Annotated in this window: 1 protein-coding gene and 1 pseudogene; both read left to right on the top strand. The window is 63.6% G+C overall.

What is annotated here, in order from left to right:
- Positions 1–144: pseudogene (locus J0I64_RS17850) on the top strand (ABC transporter permease); the annotation flags it as partial.
- A gap of 325 nt (positions 145–469) precedes the next feature.
- Positions 470–1,543 carry a 3-deoxy-7-phosphoheptulonate synthase gene (locus tag J0I64_RS17845; protein ID WP_291410711.1) on the top strand — a complete coding sequence of 358 codons (1,074 nt, stop codon included), beginning with the start codon at positions 470–472 and terminating at the stop codon, positions 1,541–1,543.
- Positions 1,544–1,645 lie beyond the last annotated feature (102 nt).

Raw genomic sequence — 1,645 nt, 5'->3', positions numbered from 1 at the left:
GTCGCCGTACCCTTGGGCAAACCTGTCCCGCTCCTCGGCGACTGGGCAGGCTTCGCCTCCCTCGCCGCCGGCCCTCTCGCCGTCGTCCTCGGCACCCTCCACTGGCGCCACTGCATCCGCAACTATCAAGGCGCTGGTGGTTAGCGCTTGCTCGATCTCCCCCTCCATCGTCATTGCCGGGCCATCCTCGGTCTTGACCCGAGGACCCGGCAATCCATCTCACCTCCGCACGGACCACCAGCCCCCCCTCCTAAAGTCGGGACTCGACAAGCCCCGACTCCTCGGCTAGCTTCATCGCCATGATCAACGCAGCGACCTTTTTTTGGTATTTTAGCTATCCGCTCCCGGCGGAGGCTATCGCGCGCGTGTCCTGATCCCGACAAGACCAGACCCAAATCGCAAGCCAGCCGTCCGACTTCCGAGGCGGCTTTTTTCTTGGCCCCTCGACCAAAACTCCGAGGACTAAGAAATGCTCAAATCGACCGACGACCTTCGCATCACCGAAATCAAACCGCTGACGACCCCCATCGAGGTCATGCGCCAGCATCCGCGCACCGATGCCGCGACCCGCACCGTCATCGCCGCCCGCCACGATTTCCATAATATTCTGACCGGCCAGGATGATCGCCTGGCCGTTATCGTTGGTCCCTGTTCGATTCACGATCCCAAGGCGGCCATGGACTATGCCAACCGCCTCGTCGCCCTGCGCGAAACCCTCGGCGATCGCCTCGAAATCATCATGCGCGTCTACTTCGAGAAGCCCCGCACCACCGTGGGCTGGAAGGGCCTGATCAACGATCCCGATCTCGACGGCAGCTTCAACATCACCCAAGGGTTGCACACCGCCCGTACCCTGCTGCTCGATATCGCCAATCTCGGCCTCCCCGCCGCCTGCGAATTCCTCGACATGACGACGCCGCAATACATTGCCGACCTCGTCTCCTGGGCCGCCATCGGCGCCCGCACCACCGAGTCACAGATCCACCGCGAACTGGCCTCCGGCCTCTCCTGCCCCGTCGGCTTCAAGAATGGCACCGATGGCAATGTGAAGATCGCCCTCGACGCCGTGCTTTCTGTCTCGCACCCGCACCATTTCCTCGCCGTCACCAAGGACGGTCGCTCGGCCATAGCCGCGACGACGGGCAATGAGGACTGCCACATCATCCTCCGCGGCGGCAAAACCACCAACTACGACGCAGCCAGCGTCGAAGCCGCAGCCCAGGCCGCGACCAAGGCCGGCCTCAACCCGGCCATCATGATCGACGCCAGCCACGCCAATTCCTCGAAAAATCCAGAAAACCAGCCGCTGGTCCTCGCAGATATCGGCACCCAGCTTGCCGCTGGCGACAAGCGCATCATCGGCGTCATGATCGAATCCAACTTGCGCGCCGGCCGCCAGGATCTCGTCCCCGGCCAGGACCTCGTCTACGGCCAGTCGAGCACCGACGGCTGCATCGATTGGGACACCACCGTCGCCACCCTCAACGCCCTCGCCGAAGCCGTCGAAAAGCGCCGAACGGCAACCAATCAGGCTGTAGCGTAACCCAGCAGCAGACCTTCCACCGAACACCGCGGGGGATAGCGAGAGGGGCGACCGGCGATCTCAGCTGCCAACTCCCTTGACCCCCCGCCCCCATTCCTGTTC

The organism is Devosia sp. (assembly GCF_017307565.1).
In the GTDB taxonomy this organism is placed as follows: domain Bacteria; phylum Pseudomonadota; class Alphaproteobacteria; order Rhizobiales; family Devosiaceae; genus Devosia.
This window is presented reverse-complemented; position numbering and strand designations above follow the sequence as displayed.

Excerpts from the sequence above, each read along its gene's own strand:
- J0I64_RS17845 (WP_291410711.1), top strand. The coding sequence starts at position 470 with ATGCTCAAATCGACCGACGACCTTCGCATCACCGAAATCAAACCGCTG.